Origin of the sequence: Anaerobacillus arseniciselenatis (genome assembly GCF_001865995.1) — a bacterium.
GTDB classification, from domain to species: Bacteria; Bacillota; Bacilli; order Bacillales; family Anaerobacillaceae; genus Anaerobacillus; species Anaerobacillus arseniciselenatis.
The window spans coordinates 47,219-63,603 of the sequence record NZ_MLQQ01000001.1; the positions used below are offsets into that span (position 1 = coordinate 47,219).

Sequence of the window (16,385 nt, forward strand, 5' to 3'; positions counted from 1 at the left end):
TTGAATGAACCTTATTTTAATGGGTCTTCCGGGTACTGGTAAAGGTACTCAAGCTGAAAAAATTGTTGATAATTATCACGTTCCGCACATTTCTACTGGAGACATGTTTCGTGCAGCGATTAAAGGTGGTACCGACTTAGGATTAAAAGCAAAAGCATTTATGGATGCTGGAAATCTTGTTCCTGATGAGGTAACGATCGGTATCGTTCGAGAAAGATTAAGTGAAGAAGATTGTAAAAAAGGCTTTTTACTTGATGGATTTCCAAGAACTGTTGCACAAGCAGAAGCACTAGAAGAAATGTTATCTTCAATGGGGCGCCAACTTGACGCTGTACTTTATATTGAAGTACCGAAAGATGAGCTTTTTGAACGTTTAACTGGACGTTGGGTTTCTCCTACATCTGGAGCTTCTTATCACATGAAGTTTAATCCACCAAAAGTGGAAGGTATTTGTGATAAGGACGGTAGTCAATTAATTCAGCGTGACGACGATAAGCCAGAAACAGTTGCTAATCGTTTAGAAGTTAATTTAAAACAAGCACAACCATTATTTGATTTCTATTCTGAAAAAGGATATTTAAAACGAGTTAATGGTAACCAAGATATTGGTAAAGTGTTTGAAGATATAGATCAATTACTGAAAGGGATTAATGCATGATTATATGTAAGACGCCTCGAGAATTAGACATTATGCGTGTTGCCGGTAAGATCGTTGCACTAACCCATCAAGAATTAACGAAATTTATAAAGCCAGGTATTACTACGAAGGAATTAGACTCAATTGCTGAAAAGTTTATTAGACAGCATGATGCGATTCCATCTTTTAAAGGCTATAATGGATTTACCGGAAGTATTTGCGCATCAGTAAATGAAGAATTGGTGCATGGAATTCCAGGAGAACGAGTTTTAAAAGACGGTGATATCATTAGTATTGACATTGGAGCTCAATATAATGGTTATCATGGAGATTCGGCATGGACGTATGCAGTTGGTGATATTTCGGAAGAAAACCAAAAGCTAATGGATGTTACTGAAGAATCTTTATACAGAGGTTTAGCAGAAGCAAAACCTGGTGAAAGGTTGTCGAATATATCTAATGCGATCCAAACATATGTTGAGTCAAACGGCTTCTCCGTTGTTCGTGAGTATGTTGGCCACGGGGTTGGTCAAAACTTACATGAAGATCCTCAAATTCCACACTTTGGACCACCTGGTAAAGGGCCAAGGTTAAAACCTGGAATGGTATTGGCAATTGAACCAATGATTAATGCAGGAAAAAGATACGTACGTACTCTTCCTGATAATTGGACGGTTGTAACTACTGATGGAAAAATGTGTGCTCACTTTGAACATACTATTGCAATTGTGGACACAGGGTATGAAATTTTAACGAAAGCCTAGGTGATGGTGACTAATTATGATGGATCCCCTTTCGGTACCGCAAGTCGGTCAAATGGTACGGATATTAAAAGGTAGAGATGCTGGTGGTGTTGCATGTATCATTGGAATTGAAGGTTCCCGTTTTGTATATATTGCCGATGGTGATAAAAGAAAAGTGGATCGTTCAAAGAAGAAAAACGTCAGCCACCTACAACTTTATGAGTTTGTATCCCCCGAGGTTAAAAATAGTATTGAACAAACTGGACGTGTAACCAATGCGAAGTTGCGTTATGCAATTTCCACGTTTATAAACGAAAATAATTTACTGATGGAAGGAGAGTAAATTCATGGCCAAAGAAGATGTAATCGAGGTAGAAGGTACGGTTATAGAGCCGCTACCCAATGCCATGTTCCGAGTAGAACTTGAAAATGGACATAAAATACTAGCTCATGTTTCAGGTAAAATTCGTATGCATTTCATTCGTATATTACCAGGAGACAAAGTAACTGTTGAATTGTCACCGTATGACTTAACACGTGGGCGTATCACGTATCGATATAAATAAAATAAGTGTTCAAAAATGAGGACAACGAGAGGCAAGAATTTCACGGAAACGAAGCTGCGAGTAACGGAACGTATAAAACCATACGTGAGTAACGGAGCAGCGAGTTGACAAAGAAATTCGCAGACTATCGTTCCCGGAACTTTTGAACGTCATATTAAAAACGTGAAGGCACTCCGTAGTAATAGGGAGGTAAAAAACATGAAGGTAAGACCATCAGTCAAACCGATTTGTGAAAAGTGCAAAGTTATCCGTCGTAAAGGTACGGTAATGGTTATTTGCGAAAACCCTAAGCATAAACAAAAACAAGGTTAACAATAAGGAGGTGCAGGTTTAAATGGCACGTATAGCTGGTGTAGACATTCCTCGTGATAAGCGCGTGGTTGTGTCTTTAACATACGTATTCGGGATCGGTAGAACAACAGCTTCAAAAATTCTTGCAGAAGCAGGCGTTTCAGAAGATACTCGTGTTCGTGATCTAACAGAAGAAGAATTAGGTAAAATCCGTGAGATCGTCGATGGTTTCAAAGTAGAAGGTGACCTTCGCCGTGAAATTTCTTTAAACATTAAACGTTTAATTGAAATTGGATCATATCGTGGTATTCGTCATCGTCGTGGTTTACCTGTTCGTGGTCAAAATTCGAAAAATAACGCTCGTACACGAAAAGGACCTCGTCGTACTGTAGCAAACAAAAAGAAATAGTAAAGGAGGTAGCATAGAATGGCTAAAGGCAAAACTACTCGTCCTAAACGTCGCGCCCGTAAAAATATTGAAACTGGTGTAGCACACATCCGTTCAACTTTTAACAATACAATCGTGACAATCACAGACACACAAGGAAACGCAATTTCTTGGGCAAGTTCTGGTGGTTTAGGATTTAAAGGGTCTCGTAAATCAACACCATTTGCTGCACAAATGGCAGCAGAAACTGCTGGGAAAGCAGCAATGGAACACGGTATGAAGTCAATTGAGGTTTCTGTAAAAGGACCAGGCGCTGGCCGTGAAGCAGCTATCCGTTCATTACAAGCAGTTGGACTTGAAGTAAGCATGATTCGTGACGTTACTCCAGTTCCACATAATGGCTGCCGTCCACCAAAACGTCGTCGCGTATAAAAAAAGAAATCGAAATATTGTATAGATTTCCTTGAATTGTCAATAATGTGTAAGAGTTATTTTCAAACTAATTATAGTACGGTTCTTACAGTAGTTGACTCAATTAGGTATGAACGGCTCAGAACTACCTAATGGGGAATTCCGGTTGGACACGAGGAGTCAGCCGGAGTTTCGACGTTTTGAAGGAGGGTTTGTTTAATGATAGAAATTGAAAAACCAAAGATAGAAACGGTTGAAATCAGTGACGATGCTAAATATGGCAAATTTGTTGTTGAGCCACTTGAACGTGGATATGGTACGACTTTAGGGAATTCTTTACGTCGTATTTTATTATCATCATTACCAGGTGCAGCTGTAACAGCAGTCCAAGTTGATGGAGTACTCCATGAGTTCTCCACCATTGAAGGTGTCGTAGAAGATGTAACTTCAATCATTCTAAATTTAAAGCAGCTTTCTCTTAAAATTTACTCTGATGAAGAAAAAACATTAGAGATAGATGTTCAAGGTGAAGGCGTAGTTACAGCAGCAGATATTACTCATGATAGTGATGTTGATATTCTAAACCCAGATTTGCATATTGCAACTCTTTCAAAGGGTGCTCATTTCCATATGCGTTTAACTGCTAGTCGTGGTCGTGGATATGCTCCAGCTGATGGGAATAAGAAAGAAGACATGCCTATTGGAGTAATTCCAATTGATTCTATTTACACACCTGTATCTAGAGTGAACTATCAAGTGGAAAATACTCGTGTAGGTCAAGTGACCAACTATGATAAACTAACCCTTGACGTATGGACTGATGGAAGTATTCGTCCGGAAGAAGCTGTATCTATTGGCGCAAAGATTTTAACAGAGCATTTAAATATCTTTGTAGGTTTAACTGACCAAGCACAAAATGCTGAAATAATGGTGGAAAAAGAAGAGGATCAGAAAGAAAAAGTCCTTGAGATGACGATAGAAGAACTAGATTTGTCTGTTCGTTCATACAACTGCCTAAAGCGTGCAGGTATTAATACTGTACAAGAATTAACACACAAAACCGAAGAAGATATGATGAAAGTTCGTAACCTTGGACGTAAATCTTTAGAAGAAGTACAAGAAAAGCTTGGAGAACTAGGACTCGGTCTTCGAATGGAAGAGTAGTCACTACTCACTAATAGATAGATACTCATAAATGCTTGAGAATTGTCTAATAAAATATATATAACTTGAACAGAAGAGTTACAACAGCACGATATCTCTTCTTACTTCAAATAAAAAAGGAGGGAATCTCTAATGGCATACGCAAAATTAGGCCGTGATAGCTCTGCTAGAAAGGCATTGTTTCGTGATTTAGCAACTGACTTAATCATTAACGAAAGAATCGAAACGACAGAAGCGAAAGCGAAGGAGCTTCGTTCAATCGTTGAAAAAATGATTACACTAGGTAAGCGTGGCGATCTTCATGCTAGACGTCAAGTGGCTTCATTTGTTCGTCGTGAAGTAGCTGATCAAGAATCAGGTCAAGATGCAATTCAAAAGCTATTTGCTGACATTGCACCACGTTATGAAGAAAGACAAGGTGGATACACTCGTATTTTAAAACTTGGACCACGTCGTGGAGACGGTGCACCAATGGTTATCATCGAGCTAGTTTAATAACTACATCTATTAAAGGGCAAGACAAAGATAAATTCTTTAGTCTCGTCCTTTTTTATTTAGTTTTGAATTTTGAGTGAAGAGTGTTGAGTTATTAAGTAATGCTCCGAAGACAATGTACAATTTACAATTTAAAATGTAGAATTATTGAGAGCAACCCCTCGAAAGAGAAGATACAATGCATAATTTAAAATTATTTGGTAGTATCGCTTCGGCGTTTTGTATTAAAAAAGGTGGACACTTTCGTGAACGAGCCTCTGAGATTTGCTAGAAGGTCAAAGCGAAGTGAGGGAAAGTGTCTACCTTTTTCATCTTAGATGGTGACGGTTTTTTAATTTTAAATTGTAAATTCTACATTAAACAAGAAGGTGACTCGATGAAGAAAGAGTTAATTCAAATTAACGGTTTATCTTTTAAATATGACGAAGACGGTGACGAGGTTTTAAGTAATGTTGATTTGACTATACATGAAGGCGAATGGGTATCGATTGTTGGTCATAATGGGTCTGGTAAATCGACCTTAGCAAAATTCTTAAATGCGCTTCTTATTCCTAATGAATCAAATGTTGTTTTGGTTGAAGGTTTAGATACGGTTAACGAAGAAAATATATGGGAAGTTCGAAAAAGAGTTGGCATGGTGTTCCAAAATCCTGATAACCAGATGGTTGCAACAACCGTAAGAGATGATGTTGCTTTCGGTCTCGAAAACATCGGTATTCCACCTAAAGAAATGGTAGCAAGAATTGAATGGGCACTTAAACGTGTAAATATGGAGAGGTATACCGAATACGAACCACACCGTTTGTCTGGAGGTCAAAAACAGCGGATAGCAATTGCTGGAATACTTGCAATGCGCCCATCGATCATTATTCTAGATGAGGCTACATCAATGCTAGATCCAATAGGAAGGCAAGAAGTATTAGAAACAGTTAGAATGCTCAAAAAAGAAGACGGGATAACTGTAATTAATATCACCCATGATTTAGAAGAAGCGGTAAACTCTGATATAGTTTTCGTTATGAATAGAGGAAATATCAAAATTCATGGTACACCGCGATATATATTTCAACAGACCGAAGAGATCATAGGGGCAGGGTTAGAATTACCTTTTTCTCTTGAAGTCCAAAAGCAATTAAAAAGTAAAGGTTATCAATTATCGAATGCATGCTTAACAAAGGAAGATTTGGTGAATGAGTTATGGAAATTAAGATTAAAAACTTAGAGCATGTTTATATGCCTAATACTCCATTTGAACATCAAGCATTAAATAATATTAATCTACATATTAAGTCAGGACAGTTTGTTGCCATTATAGGTCACACAGGCTCAGGGAAGTCAACAATGGCTCAACATTTAAATGGACTATTAAAGCCAACAAAAGGTTCTATTCAAATAGGTGATTTCTTCATTGAGGCTAATAAAAAAAATAAACAACTTAATAAATTGCGTCAATTAGTCGGTATGGTCTTTCAATACCCAGAACACCAACTTTTTGATGAAACAGTAGAAAAGGATATTGCATTTGGACCACTAAACTTTGGGTGTACGAAAGAGGAAGCTTTTAGGAAAGTACGTGACATACTACCGTTAGTAAAACTCGATCAGGAGCTACTACAGAAGTCACCGTTTGACCTTAGTGGGGGGCAAAAACGACGTGTCGCAATTGCTGGAGTTTTAGTAAATCACCCCAAGGTTCTCGTATTGGACGAGCCTACAGCAGGGCTAGATCCGATTGGGCGGCGTCAGATGATGGAGTTATTCACTTCTTTACATAAATTAGAAAGTTTAACGACGGTCTTAGTCACACATTCTATGGAATTTGCGGCGGCATATGCAGATTTAGTCGTGGTGATGGACAAGGGGTCTCTCGTTATGCAAGGACCTCCAGAAGAAATATTTAAGTTTCCGGAGCAACTTAAAAAAATAGGTCTTAATGTTCCAGAAACGCTACAATTAGCAATGATGATTGAGGAAAGCTTCAAGACGGAGTTACCTAAAAATATTTTTACGAAAGAAGCCTTAGTAGATACAATTACGATGTTATTAAAGAAGGAGACTATATAACGTGTTTCAAAATATAATCATCGGACAATATGTAGCAGGGAATTCTTTTATCCATGACCTTGATCCTCGTAGTAAATTAACAGCAACATTTTTATTCGTTCTAATTGTTTTTTTAGCTAATAATTGGTTGACGTATTTAATATTATTTCTAGCTGTTTTAGTGGCAATGCTTGTTTCTAACGTCTCTCCAAATTATATTTATAAAGGAATGAAGCCGGTTTTTTTGTTAGTTATTGCAATGTTTATTCTTCATGCCTTCTTTACAAAAGAAGGCGAATTATTATTTGCGATCGGTTGGTTTGAAGTTTATTTAGGCGGAATTATACAAGGGTTATTTATTGCGTTTAGATTATTGTTATTAATTATGATGACAACCTTATTAACATTAACGACAGCACCGATTCAAATGACAGATGGCTTAGAAAGTATTTTTGGTCCATTACGAAGATTTAATGTACCAGTCCATGAATTAGCGTTAATGATGTCAATATCTTTACGGTTTATTCCTACTTTATTACAAGAAACCGAAAAAATAATGAAGGCACAAATGGCTAGAGGAGTTGACTTTACAGGGGGCCCCATTACAAGGCGTATAAAAGCGATTGTCCCTTTGTTAGTTCCACTGTTTATGCAGTCGTTTCGCCGTGCCGAAGATTTAGCCACAGCGATGGAGGCAAGAGGGTATCGGGGTGGTGAAGGACGGACGAAACTGAGAGAACTTGTATGGATGAAAAAAGATACTATGGCCGTACTAACAATCACTACAATTGGTTTTATCTTACTTTTTTTAAGGTCATAATTTAAGTAAGCGTTTATTTAAAAAAGTGGTCTAGTTTCACGCCTAGCCACTAAGGCGCTTACGCTTTTCTTGAGAGGATTGTGTAGAAGTGAAAAGAATTAAATGTAAAATAGCGTATGATGGCACCTTTTTTAATGGATTTCAAATTCAACCTAAAGGACGAACGGTTCAAGCAGAAATTGAAAATGGCTTAAAAAAGCTTCATAAAGGCTCAGAAATAAAAATATACGCTTCAGGAAGGACAGATACGTTAGTCCATGCAAAAGGACAAGTGTTTCATTTTGATACACCACTTCAAATTCCGTTGGAACGATGGCATAATGCCCTTCAAACGGTCCTTCCCGCTGATATCTCTGTGATAGAAATAATTGAAGCTAACGACGATTTCCATGCCCGGTTCGATGTTGTTAGTAAAGAATATCGATATTTCGTACAACGGGGGAGACGAATAGATATTTTCCGACGACACTACCGTTATTTTTATCCTTATCAAATATCTGTTGAAAACATGGTTAAGGCTGCCAATCATTGTTTAGGCACTCATGATTTTACGTCTTTTTGCTCAGCTAAGACCGACAAAGAAGACAAAGTGAGAACGATTTATTCTATTGATATTATTGAACACGAAGATGAACTAGAGTTTCGCTTTGTAGGCGATGGTTTTTTACGTAATATGATAAGGATCCTAGTCGGAACACTACTTGAAGTCGGTAGGGGAAGAAGAAATTCAGAAGATATTGTTGCCGTATTAAGTAGTAAAGACAGAGAGCGTGCTGGTCATACGGCACCTGGTCATGGCTTATTTTTATGGCAAGTAAATTATAACAACTGATCCTAGTGTAACATTTTGTTGACATTGTGCTCTAGATGTTATAAGATGATCTATGGTATTTCTAAAACCCACTAGCCCCGGGTTGTAGAATGTTACTTTAGACACGTTGAAAGAAAAAATATTAATTTTGAATGTGAAAGCTTTAGGAGGGAAACAAAGCATGCGTACGACATATATGGCAAAGCCAAACGAAACTGATCGTAAATGGTATGTTATCGACGCTGAAGGTCAAACTTTAGGTCGTTTAGCTAGTGAAGTGGCCTCTATCCTTCGTGGTAAAAATAAACCAACGTTTACTCCCCACGTGGATACAGGTGATAACGTAATTATTATTAATGCTGAAAAAATTCATTTAACTGGTAAGAAGTTAACGGATAAGATTTACTACCGTCATTCTAACCACCCTGGTGGATTAAAGCAAAGAACTGCGCTTGAAATGCGCACAAATCGTCCAACTCAAATGCTTGAGTTAGCGATTAAAGGAATGCTTCCTAAAAACACTTTAGGACGTAAGCAAGGTATGAAATTACATGTATATGCTGGTAGTGAACATCCACACCAAGCTCAAAAACCAGAAGTTTACACACTTCGCGGTTAATATATAAGGAGGGTTTTCTTTGGCACAAGTACAATATTACGGTACTGGTCGTCGTAAGCACTCTGTTGCACGTGTACGTTTAGTTCCTGGTGATGGACGTATCGTGATCAACGGTCGCGACTTAGACGAGTATTTCGGATTAGAAACATTAAAGCTTATCGTTAAACAACCACTTGTAGAAACTGAAACTGTAGGAAAGTATGACGTATTAGTAAACGTTGACGGTGGTGGATACACTGGACAAGCGGGCGCTATCCGTCATGGAGTAGCTCGTGCACTTTTAGGAGCAGATCCAGAATTCCGCGCGACATTAAAGCGTGCTGGCTTCTTAACTCGTGATGCACGTATGAAAGAGCGTAAAAAATACGGTCTTAAAGCAGCACGTCGTGCACCTCAGTTCTCAAAACGTTAATACCATTACGTTTCAAGGCTCTCAAAGCTCTATGCTTTGGGGGTCTTTTTTGTTTGAAAGTTGGTTTGGTGGTTAGTGGCTAGTTTGTTAGGATACCCACGCTCGAACTTTTACGTTAGATAGTGGCGGGGTGTCGCTATAGTATTTTTGTATTTTTTTACCTTTTAAGTCGCTATTTCCATAGCATTAACAAACCCTTCTTGCTTGAAACTAACAACAAAAAGGAGGGACGATGTAATGAATGTGATCACAACATTTGAAGATCGTAGAAGAAAAAAGCAATGGAATTTTGAGCGACAAGTTTTACGAAAGCTTTCTTTATCGGCGATAAGAGGCAATGTTCATAACCATTTCCCTTCAATTTTCGAAAACCAAAAAATAGGTAGTGGTTTTGTAGAAGATGCATGTGTTGATTTTGCTATTGATGCCTACTTATTAGGTGCTGAATTTAGCCGTTTTGGCTATTTTGGCGAGTCTGAATTACTGGTTCGTAAGCGTTGTAAGCAAGAATACGATGAGCATATACATCATTTATATAACCAGCTTTCTGGTTGGGTTTTTAAAAATGGTCATGATGATCATTTTTATCATTTGTGTGAAAGTTTTATTCATTATTGGTGGGAAAAAGGCTTTCAAGAAGGTGAAAAGCGTTACCGTATGAAGTTACACTAAATAACGTTCATATTTTCCTCCTTGTCCAAATATAATGTATGGAGACGATAGGAGGGAAAGCTATGAGCAAGTGGTTGAAGGGTGGCGCTTTTGCGGTTGGTTTTGTGCTATTATTATTTATTATTCAATATCAATTTATAAGTACAGACTCTGGGTCGACTTGGTCGCTTCCGTTATCAGGGAAGATCATCGTTGTTGATCCGGGGCATGGTGGTATAGATGGTGGAGCCAGCTCAAAAGGTGGCCTTTTAGAAAAAGACGTTGCTTTAGATATTAGCTTAATTTTGAGGGATTACCTACAGCAATCAGGTGCTCTAGTCATCATGTCTAGAGAAGAAGATAAGGATTTGGCGGATGCAACAACTAAGGGTGTTAGAAATAGAAAAATTCAAGATTTAAAAAGAAGAGTTCAACTCGTTAATGATACTGGTGCAGATATATTTGTAACCCTTCACCTTAATGCGATCCCGTCACCTCGTTGGGCGGGCGCGCAAACATTTTACAATAGAACAACGGCCGAAAATGAAGAATTAGCAAGATTTATTCAAGAAGAGATTCGGGACAATTTAGAAAACACTAATCGGTTAGCGAAACCGATCGGCAGTGTTTATTTATTAAAACATGCGCAAATCCCAGGAGCATTAGTTGAAGTTGGATTTTTGTCTAATCCTACTGAAGCTGAATTATTAAATACCGAAGCTTATCAACAAAAAGTAGCTGCGTCAATTTACCAAGGAATATTACGTTATTTTACTAATGAACCAGCACCTTCTTCTTAAAACAGAGGGTGCTTTTTTATTTATACAAGGCGCCGACGCTTTTCAGGGCTTACCAAGGTGCTTGCGCTTTTCTTGTATAGGGATAAATTTCATAGGCACATATTCAATCAATTTTAGTGATCTGTGTTATACTAACAGATGTAATCGAATACATAAAGGTGGTGTTTACTTTGCTTACTCAAGAAAAAATATTAGATGCTTTAAAAGACGTAAAAGAACCGTTTGTAAATAAAAGCATTGTTGAAATTGATGGTATAAGAGAAATAAACATTAAAGAAAATTTAGTAAGCTTAAAGGTCGCAATTACTCAAGTTGGAACACAAGAACAAATGATGATGCAACAACAGCTTGTAAATGCGGTTAAAGGCGCAGGGGCAGAATCTGTTGGTTTGCGTTTCGAACAGATGACAGATGAGGAAGTTGCTAAACATGGAGGACAAGCTCCAGGAAGTCAACCTAAGTCTTTATTAGACGAAGGTGTTAAAACGACATTTATTGCTGTTACAAGTGGTAAAGGGGGCGTAGGCAAATCAACAGTATCTGTAAACTTAGCTACGTCATTAGCACGTTTAGGGAAAAAGGTTGGTATAATTGATGCCGACATTTATGGTTTTAGTGTTCCGGATATGATGGGAATTGAAGAGAAGCCGAAAGTTCAAGGAGAGAGAATTTTCCCTGTAGAGCGCTTTGGCGTTCAAGTAATCTCAATGGGCTTCTTTGTTCAAGATAACTCGCCGATCATTTGGCGTGGACCAATGCTAGGTAAAATGTTGAATAACTTCTTTACTCAAGTAGAGTGGGATGAAGATCTAGATTATTTAATCTTAGACTTACCACCAGGGACAGGTGATGTAGCATTAGATGTTCACCAAATGCTTCCTAGCAGTAAGGAGATTATTGTCACAACTCCACATCCGACAGCAGCATTCGTTGCTGCAAGAGCGGGGGTAATGGCATTAAAGACGGATCATGAAATTTTAGGTGTCGTTGAAAATATGGCTTACTTCAAAAGCCAATTAACTGGTGAAAAAGAGTTTGTTTTTGGCCAAGGTGGAGGAGAGCGCTTAGCAAAAGAATTAAAAACAGATATTTTAGCACAAATTCCACTTGGACAACCTGAAATTGACGAAGAAGATTTTGCACCATCGATTTACGCTCCTGAACATTCAATCGGAGAAATTTATATGAAAATGGCACAAAAGGTCATTGATAAAATTGATAAGTAGTAAATGTGAAAAAAGAGGCTAGCTCAGTAAAGGGGCTGTCCCATAAGTGTTGGACACTTTGGGACAGCCCCTTCTTGCTTAAGCCTCTTTTAATTATTATTCTTCTCCATTTTCTTCTTCATCGTCGTCCTCTTCCTCGTCTTCGTCATCCTCTGCCTCTTTTTCCATTTGTTCACTAGCGACTTTACCTAAAATTTCATTGACACGTGCTTTAAAATAAGGACTTTCAAACGCATCTGCCATAATATTCATAACTTGCTGACGATATTCTTTACTTTTCATCAAATCGAGAGCGGCTTCTTCCATTTCTGGGTCTTGTAAAATATCCATCATCATCTCTTGATATTCTGGATCTTTCATTAAACTTTTTAATAATATTTGGTTTTGTTCTTGAATACTTTCGGCGAAAGCTTTCGCGAACTCAGGGTCCTCCATGACCTCTTCCCAAAATTCTTTACCTTGTTCAGATGTTAATACTTGTTGAATCGTTTCTTTAACAAAAGCTTGGTCCATAACTAATTCTTGTCTAACCTCATCATCCTTTAAAATCTCCTGAATTGCTTCTTTACCTTCATCAGTTTTTAGCATATCAACCATCATCTGTTTAGTGCTCTCATAGTCAGGTTGATTTCCTTGATCCTCTACTGTGGCACAGCTAGCCATTAAAATTATAGTTACTAATAAGAGGAGCTTCATAAAGCTTTTCAAGGTATTCGCCCCTTTCCGTATCATTTCAGTTTTAATATGATACAAAAGAGCAAAGTTTATCCATTGTATTGTTGGAATTGAAAAAATAATGAATAGATAGGCTAAGCTGATTACTAGCTTTTTAATTACTATATTGATACAATCAATTCGAAAATTATATTAGATGGAGGAAACCTTAGCGTGAATTCAAGAAAGGTAGTTTTTTTATTTTTTTCAACGTTATTAATAGGTGCTACTAGTGGCCTTATTGTAGGTATATTATTAGATTTTCAAACATATTGGGAAGGTTTAATGGCAGGAGAGTTTGTTGATTTTATTCTCGTGTTAGTATGGTTATTTGGTATCGGTGCGATGTGGAGTTTAATAAGCCAGATGGGGTTCTTTGCTTATTTAACGGTTCACCGATTTGCTTTAGGAGTTTTTAAAACTGCGAAAACGTGGAGTATGATTCAAATAGTTTTAGTTGCCTTTGTTCTTCAAGGTCTTGTGTATTTCCGTTATACAGCCTTTGCGACAGAGGGAGAAACGTTTTTAGGGTATACGTTAGTTCCATTGTTTTTACTTATCTATGGTTTAGTTATTGCTTACATTAAAAGTAAACAAACGAATTTTGGAGCATTTATTCCAGCGTTATTTTTCCTTATTGTTGTAACAACGGTGGAATGGTTACCTGCTTTACGTGTAAATGATCCAAAATGGTTATGGGTGTACTTAACACCAATTATTGTAGCTAATACTTGGCAGTTACTAATTTTGCACCGTCTTATATCAAAAAAGGAAAGCAAATAAAACAGAGGTTAGTTTTTACTAAAATAATGTAATGAAAAGCGATTCGCTCATTACGTTAATTTAAGTAGAAACTAACCTTTTTTGAAGAATTTATAAGTTAAACTTACATGAGTGAATTTCATAATTACCAAAAATGAGCTATCACGCAATATATAGTTTGAGAATGGTTTTGACGCAATTATATATTGACCTTAGTGGGGAGAATAATGAATTATGAAATTCATTGACATACAGTGAAAAATCATGTTCGTTTACATCTATTTAAATTTCTTCACTTTTCGTGTCTGTATTTGCGATTAATTCAGATACAGATACGAACTTATAACCTTTGCTTTTGAGCTGATTGATTATAGTAGGTAATGCTTTATGTGTTTGCTTTACTGTATCGGAAGCATGGAATAAAACAATATCCCCACCACTGACATTGTCCATTACATTGCTTACGATTTGGTCAGTGCCTGGGTTACTATAGTCGTGAGAGTTTACACTCCAGTGGATTAATTTATACTTTTGCGCTTCAGCAATTTCTAAAACTCTCTTATCAAAATTACCGTTAGGCGGGCGGAGAAGTGTTGGCGCTTTGTTGGTTAAATCGTAAAGTGTTTGGTGAGCTCTTTGGATATCTTTACGAACTTTATCGTCGTCCCAGCCAGGGTAATTTTCATATCGATAACCGTGACTGCCAATTTCATGTCCGTCTTTAACGATTCTTTCAACAATATCAGGGTGCCTTTCTGCCCAGGACGCTGATAAAAAGAAAGTAGCATTATTTATATCCTTTTCTTTAAGTACATCTAAAATAGGTATTGCTTTCTCTTCTCCCCAACTAATATTAAACGTAAGAGCAACTTTCTTTTCTTTTATTTCCGCTTTATAAATAGCTGAAGTTTCAGTTGATGGTGAAAAAACAGTAACTTGACTTCTTTCCACAAACAAGATCCCAGCGGTAAAAAAGGCCGCAATTACAACAATCATATATTGCTTAATTCTCTTTCCGTTCCAAATCCATATAAAGTTCATACTAAACCTCCTTGTCCATTTATTTGCATTATATGTATGCCTTTTTTAGAGATGATATGAATAAATTACGTGAAATTAGAAAATAATTTCACAAGAGTAGATAACTTTTGTACGCTCATTCATTATTCAATAACTGAAAGGACGATTTGTATGTTAGGAGTCATGCTAAATTATAAAGAATCGCAAGAAATTGAATATATGTTAAAAAGAGAATTAGAGGAGTTACTATTAGATTTAACAGATTCAAGAATTGATGGGATTGTAAAAAGAGCTATGGAAGAAAGGTACAAAATAATTTTTGGTTTATATAAGCGTTTCGCATCACCAAATGAGTGTTATAAATATATTAGGAATAAAAATCAGCGCTCCCAAAAAGTGTGAAAATAAATTATTGACACTAAGTTGATATTTTGTTATATTATTATTTGTCGCTGTTCAGACAGAGACGTAATTAAAAAAACTTCAAAAACATATTGACTTAAAAGTTTATAAATGTTACATTAATTAAGTCGCTGTTGAGCGATGTAAACATTTAAAGATTTTTTAAAAAGTTGTTGACTGACAAGAGATAAGGTGTTATTATATAATTCTTGTTGCAAAAAAGTAACAACGACGTTCCGGAAACGGAATGAAATTAAATCGTCCTTTGAAAACTGAACACACAGCCAAGCGGATTAAGAAAGGTGGAAGACAGCACTTGATAGTGAGGTCTGAAACTTTAAAAGAGATATAAAAATCTCGTCAATGTTTTATTTTGAGCTTTATCAAACACTTTTATGGAGAGTTTGATCCTGGCTCAGGACGAACGCTGGCGGCGTGCCTAATACATGCAAGTCGAGCGGAGTTTTAAAAGCTTGCTTTTAAAACTTAGCGGCGGACGGGTGAGTAACACGTGGGCAACCTGCCCTGTAGACTGGGATAACTTCGGGAAACCGAAGCTAATACCGGATAATCTTTGGAGCTTCATGGTTCTAAAGTAAAAGTTGGGTTTACCTAACACTACGGGATGGGCCCGCGGCGCATTAGCTAGTTGGTAAGGTAACGGCTTACCAAGGCGACGATGCGTAGCCGACCTGAGAGGGTGATCGGCCACACTGTCTTGATGGGATTGTTTCAGGAAACTTGGTTCCTTCATTCCAATCCTCAGTTGTAAAGTTGAAGTTTTTCTAGTAAACTTCCTGTATTTTCACGCTGGAAAGCGTTTATAACAGAACTTGTCGCGCGCTTCCGTTACTTCAACAAGAGAAGAGCGATAACCCGTAAATTCCTATTTAACTTTTCTACTTCAATAAATAAACTTTCGCTCTTCGATCATAAAGAGGTCTCTTTTCCTTCCCAAACATTTGAAAGATCGTCGGGAACATAATTAGCTTAAATAATTCCCTTTTTAAATATTGTTTTTTCGTAATGTCTTGTGCCTTCTCGTCTTTTAAATATAAACCAAGTATTTTCATACCTATCGTTTGTCTTTTGAACATCGGGAAAATATATTGAATTAACAACAAAGCTAGGACTATAACGATCCAATTAATCACCATAAGATGAAATTCGTGTTCATAAATATAAGCCCTAAGCTCTGTTAAATTTACGCCACTAAGTGCTCCCATTGGTGAAACATCTTCTGTCATTGGGGAGTTACTTTGTACAACCAGCCACATTGTCATTACATTTCCTACGACAATAAATGTAACTACTAAAGCCACCAGGTCATAAAAGAATGCGACTAAGCGACTAACTATCCCTGCATAATGTTTCTCGTCCAACATTTTCTCGATCCACTTTTGATCCAAA

General features: G+C 37.2%; 23 protein-coding genes and 1 other annotated feature. Of the genes, 20 read left to right on the forward strand and 3 right to left on the reverse strand.

Going from position 1 to position 16,385, the window contains the following annotated elements:
- Positions 1–4: 4 nt before the first annotated feature.
- The 18 genes from BKP35_RS00290 to BKP35_RS00375 all read left to right on the forward strand — a co-directional run bounded on the left by BKP35_RS00290 (position 5) and on the right by BKP35_RS00375 (position 12,077).
- Entirely contained in the window at positions 5–658 is a 654-nt protein-coding gene (locus BKP35_RS00290) for an adenylate kinase (protein ID WP_071311397.1), read from the forward strand.
- Complete coding sequence (map, locus tag BKP35_RS00295; RefSeq protein WP_071311398.1) at positions 655–1,401, forward strand: type I methionyl aminopeptidase; 747 nt, start codon at positions 655–657, stop codon at positions 1,399–1,401. Before BKP35_RS00290 ends, map begins: the two co-directional genes overlap by 4 nt.
- A gap of 16 nt (positions 1,402–1,417) precedes the next feature.
- Positions 1,418–1,723 (forward strand): KOW domain-containing RNA-binding protein, encoded by a 306-nt coding sequence (locus tag BKP35_RS00300; protein WP_071311399.1) that lies wholly within the window; start codon positions 1,418–1,420, stop codon positions 1,721–1,723.
- Positions 1,724–1,727: 4 nt separating this feature from the next.
- The gene (gene infA / locus BKP35_RS00305) at positions 1,728–1,946 is read left to right on the forward strand and encodes a translation initiation factor IF-1 (RefSeq protein ID WP_010896341.1); all 219 of its coding nucleotides are present in this window, start codon (positions 1,728–1,730) and stop codon (positions 1,944–1,946) included.
- Positions 1,947–2,144: 198 nt separating this feature from the next.
- Positions 2,145–2,258: a 50S ribosomal protein L36 gene (gene rpmJ, locus BKP35_RS00310; protein ID WP_003322638.1), complete on the forward strand. Its 114-nt coding sequence runs from the start codon at positions 2,145–2,147 to the stop codon at positions 2,256–2,258.
- A gap of 22 nt (positions 2,259–2,280) precedes the next feature.
- Positions 2,281–2,646, forward strand: coding sequence for a 30S ribosomal protein S13 (rpsM, locus tag BKP35_RS00315; RefSeq protein ID WP_071311400.1), 366 nt, complete (start codon positions 2,281–2,283; stop codon positions 2,644–2,646).
- A gap of 18 nt (positions 2,647–2,664) precedes the next feature.
- Positions 2,665–3,057, forward strand: a complete 393-nt coding sequence (rpsK, locus tag BKP35_RS00320; protein WP_071311401.1) for a 30S ribosomal protein S11 — start codon at positions 2,665–2,667, stop codon at positions 3,055–3,057.
- A 198-nt stretch (positions 3,058–3,255) separates the two neighbouring features.
- Positions 3,256–4,200, forward strand: coding sequence for a DNA-directed RNA polymerase subunit alpha (locus tag BKP35_RS00325; RefSeq protein WP_071311402.1), 945 nt, complete (start codon positions 3,256–3,258; stop codon positions 4,198–4,200).
- A gap of 132 nt (positions 4,201–4,332) precedes the next feature.
- The gene (gene rplQ, locus BKP35_RS00330; protein WP_071311403.1) at positions 4,333–4,695 is read left to right on the forward strand and encodes a 50S ribosomal protein L17; all 363 of its coding nucleotides are present in this window, start codon (positions 4,333–4,335) and stop codon (positions 4,693–4,695) included.
- 376 nt (positions 4,696–5,071) lie between these two features.
- On the forward strand, positions 5,072–5,917 hold the full coding sequence (locus BKP35_RS00335; RefSeq protein WP_071312190.1) for an energy-coupling factor ABC transporter ATP-binding protein: 846 nt from the start codon (positions 5,072–5,074) through the stop codon (positions 5,915–5,917).
- Complete coding sequence (locus tag BKP35_RS00340) at positions 5,893–6,759, forward strand: energy-coupling factor ABC transporter ATP-binding protein (RefSeq protein WP_071311404.1); 867 nt, start codon at positions 5,893–5,895, stop codon at positions 6,757–6,759. The genes BKP35_RS00335 and BKP35_RS00340 overlap by 25 nt, the downstream gene beginning before the upstream one ends.
- Position 6,760: 1 nt before the next feature.
- Entirely contained in the window at positions 6,761–7,558 is a 798-nt protein-coding gene (locus BKP35_RS00345) for an energy-coupling factor transporter transmembrane component T family protein (RefSeq protein ID WP_071311405.1), read from the forward strand.
- 88 nt (positions 7,559–7,646) lie between these two features.
- A complete protein-coding gene (gene truA, locus BKP35_RS00350; protein ID WP_071311406.1) occupies positions 7,647–8,390 on the forward strand; it encodes a tRNA pseudouridine(38-40) synthase TruA in 744 nt (247 codons plus the stop codon).
- A 160-nt stretch (positions 8,391–8,550) separates the two neighbouring features.
- Complete coding sequence (gene rplM, locus BKP35_RS00355; protein ID WP_071311407.1) at positions 8,551–8,988, forward strand: 50S ribosomal protein L13; 438 nt, start codon at positions 8,551–8,553, stop codon at positions 8,986–8,988.
- A 19-nt stretch (positions 8,989–9,007) separates the two neighbouring features.
- Positions 9,008–9,400, forward strand: a complete 393-nt coding sequence (gene rpsI / locus BKP35_RS00360; RefSeq protein WP_071311408.1) for a 30S ribosomal protein S9 — start codon at positions 9,008–9,010, stop codon at positions 9,398–9,400.
- A 237-nt stretch (positions 9,401–9,637) separates the two neighbouring features.
- The gene (locus BKP35_RS00365; RefSeq protein ID WP_071311409.1) at positions 9,638–10,072 is read left to right on the forward strand and encodes a DUF2521 family protein; all 435 of its coding nucleotides are present in this window, start codon (positions 9,638–9,640) and stop codon (positions 10,070–10,072) included.
- A gap of 62 nt (positions 10,073–10,134) precedes the next feature.
- Positions 10,135–10,851, forward strand: a complete 717-nt coding sequence (gene cwlD / locus BKP35_RS00370) for an N-acetylmuramoyl-L-alanine amidase CwlD (RefSeq protein WP_071311410.1) — start codon at positions 10,135–10,137, stop codon at positions 10,849–10,851.
- Positions 10,852–11,021: 170 nt separating this feature from the next.
- Complete coding sequence (locus BKP35_RS00375; RefSeq protein ID WP_071311411.1) at positions 11,022–12,077, forward strand: Mrp/NBP35 family ATP-binding protein; 1,056 nt, start codon at positions 11,022–11,024, stop codon at positions 12,075–12,077.
- 96 nt (positions 12,078–12,173) lie between these two features.
- Here the strand turns inward: BKP35_RS00375 and gerD are convergent, their stop codons facing one another.
- Positions 12,174–12,785 (reverse strand): spore germination lipoprotein GerD, encoded by a 612-nt coding sequence (gene gerD, locus BKP35_RS00380; RefSeq protein WP_139192781.1) that lies wholly within the window; start codon positions 12,783–12,785, stop codon positions 12,174–12,176.
- 180 nt (positions 12,786–12,965) lie between these two features.
- On the opposite strand from gerD, the gene BKP35_RS00385 reads away from it, so the two are divergent.
- Positions 12,966–13,574 carry a KinB-signaling pathway activation protein gene (locus BKP35_RS00385; RefSeq protein ID WP_071311412.1) on the forward strand — a complete coding sequence of 203 codons (609 nt, stop codon included), beginning with the start codon at positions 12,966–12,968 and terminating at the stop codon, positions 13,572–13,574.
- A 261-nt stretch (positions 13,575–13,835) separates the two neighbouring features.
- Here the strand turns inward: BKP35_RS00385 and pdaB are convergent, their stop codons facing one another.
- Positions 13,836–14,594: a polysaccharide deacetylase family sporulation protein PdaB gene (gene pdaB, locus BKP35_RS00390; protein ID WP_071311413.1), complete on the reverse strand. Its 759-nt coding sequence runs from the start codon at positions 14,592–14,594 to the stop codon at positions 13,836–13,838.
- Positions 14,595–14,744: 150 nt separating this feature from the next.
- On the opposite strand from pdaB, the gene BKP35_RS00395 reads away from it, so the two are divergent.
- Entirely contained in the window at positions 14,745–14,975 is a 231-nt protein-coding gene (locus BKP35_RS00395; protein WP_071311414.1) for a hypothetical protein, read from the forward strand.
- Positions 14,976–15,414: 439 nt separating this feature from the next.
- Positions 15,415–15,747, forward strand: a sequence feature (16S ribosomal RNA rRNA prediction is too short).
- 127 nt (positions 15,748–15,874) lie between these two features.
- On the opposite strand, the gene BKP35_RS00400 is transcribed toward BKP35_RS00395, so the two are convergent.
- Positions 15,875–16,384, reverse strand: coding sequence for an RDD family protein (locus tag BKP35_RS00400; protein ID WP_071311415.1), 510 nt, complete (start codon positions 16,382–16,384; stop codon positions 15,875–15,877).
- Between the last annotated feature and the right edge of the window lies 1 nt (position 16,385).

Bases quoted from the DNA above. Each gene is read 5' to 3' on its own strand.
- BKP35_RS00290 (WP_071311397.1), top strand. From the start codon at position 5: ATGAACCTTATTTTAATGGGTCTTCCGGGTACTGGTAAAGGTACTCAA.
- map (WP_071311398.1), top strand. From the start codon at position 655: ATGATTATATGTAAGACGCCTCGAGAATTAGACATTATGCGTGTTGCC.
- BKP35_RS00300 (WP_071311399.1), top strand. From the start codon at position 1,418: ATGATGGATCCCCTTTCGGTACCGCAAGTCGGTCAAATGGTACGGATA.
- infA (WP_010896341.1), top strand. From the start codon at position 1,728: ATGGCCAAAGAAGATGTAATCGAGGTAGAAGGTACGGTTATAGAGCCG.
- rpmJ (WP_003322638.1), top strand. From the start codon at position 2,145: ATGAAGGTAAGACCATCAGTCAAACCGATTTGTGAAAAGTGCAAAGTT.
- rpsM (WP_071311400.1), top strand. From the start codon at position 2,281: ATGGCACGTATAGCTGGTGTAGACATTCCTCGTGATAAGCGCGTGGTT.
- rpsK (WP_071311401.1), top strand. From the start codon at position 2,665: ATGGCTAAAGGCAAAACTACTCGTCCTAAACGTCGCGCCCGTAAAAAT.
- BKP35_RS00325 (WP_071311402.1), top strand. From the start codon at position 3,256: ATGATAGAAATTGAAAAACCAAAGATAGAAACGGTTGAAATCAGTGAC.
- rplQ (WP_071311403.1), top strand. From the start codon at position 4,333: ATGGCATACGCAAAATTAGGCCGTGATAGCTCTGCTAGAAAGGCATTG.
- BKP35_RS00335 (WP_071312190.1), top strand. From the start codon at position 5,072: ATGAAGAAAGAGTTAATTCAAATTAACGGTTTATCTTTTAAATATGAC.
- BKP35_RS00340 (WP_071311404.1), top strand. From the start codon at position 5,893: ATGGAAATTAAGATTAAAAACTTAGAGCATGTTTATATGCCTAATACT.
- rplM (WP_071311407.1), top strand. From the start codon at position 8,551: ATGCGTACGACATATATGGCAAAGCCAAACGAAACTGATCGTAAATGG.
- BKP35_RS00365 (WP_071311409.1), top strand. From the start codon at position 9,638: ATGAATGTGATCACAACATTTGAAGATCGTAGAAGAAAAAAGCAATGG.
- cwlD (WP_071311410.1), top strand. From the start codon at position 10,135: ATGAGCAAGTGGTTGAAGGGTGGCGCTTTTGCGGTTGGTTTTGTGCTA.
- pdaB (WP_071311413.1), bottom strand. From the start codon at position 14,594: ATGAACTTTATATGGATTTGGAACGGAAAGAGAATTAAGCAATATATG.
- BKP35_RS00395 (WP_071311414.1), top strand. From the start codon at position 14,745: ATGTTAGGAGTCATGCTAAATTATAAAGAATCGCAAGAAATTGAATAT.